The sequence below is a fragment of the Sutterella seckii genome (assembly GCF_009183815.1).
Classification (GTDB): Bacteria; Pseudomonadota; Gammaproteobacteria; order Burkholderiales; family Burkholderiaceae_F; genus Sutterella; species Sutterella seckii.
The window spans coordinates 1-611 of the sequence record NZ_WEHX01000230.1 but is presented as its reverse complement, the minus strand read 5'-3'; the positions used below and the strand labels follow the sequence as shown (position 1 = coordinate 611).

The window sequence follows — 611 nt, the reverse complement described above, 5'->3', positions numbered from 1 at the left end:
GACTTTGCCTTGTGGACGGCCAAGGCAGTACGCCAGCTCATCTACAGAGAGTTCGGCAAGCAGCTTGCCCTCTCGACCGTACGCAATTACCTGCGGTCATGGGGCATGACGCCTCAGCGTCCGAAAAAGAAGGCGATTCAGCAGAATGATGCTGCGGTTACGCGCTGGCTTGAAACGGACTACCCGGCTATTGCTAAGCGCGCCAAAACAGAAAAGGCCACCATTTTTTGGGAAGATGAAACTGCAGTCCAGCAGGACACCAATTGGATTCGCGGCTGCGCGCTGCGCGGAAAGACGCCGACGATCCTTGATGATCACCGCGCATGCTACGGTGCCCCCGTAATGATCTCGGCCGTGAACAACCAGGGACTGTCGGCTTTTGCATTTCAGCGAAGCGCCGTGCGCCACTATTCATTCATACGCTTCCTGCATCGTCTCATCAAGGACTACGGCGGGAAGGGCCGAAAGCTCTTCGTCATCTGCGACAACTGCAGGATTCACCACGCAAAGCTGGTCGCCGCTTGGTGCGCAGCTCATAAGGAAGAAATCGAACTCTTCTTCCTTCCCTCATATTCGCAGGAACTGAACCCGGATGAGTTCCTGAATCGTCA

General features: G+C 55.5%; 1 protein-coding gene. It reads left to right on the top strand.

What is annotated here, in order from left to right; all coding sequences use genetic code 11:
- Nucleotides 1-611, top strand: a 611-nt coding sequence (locus GBM95_RS11975; protein ID WP_152159287.1) for an IS630 family transposase, incomplete at both ends; no start/stop codon positions are given.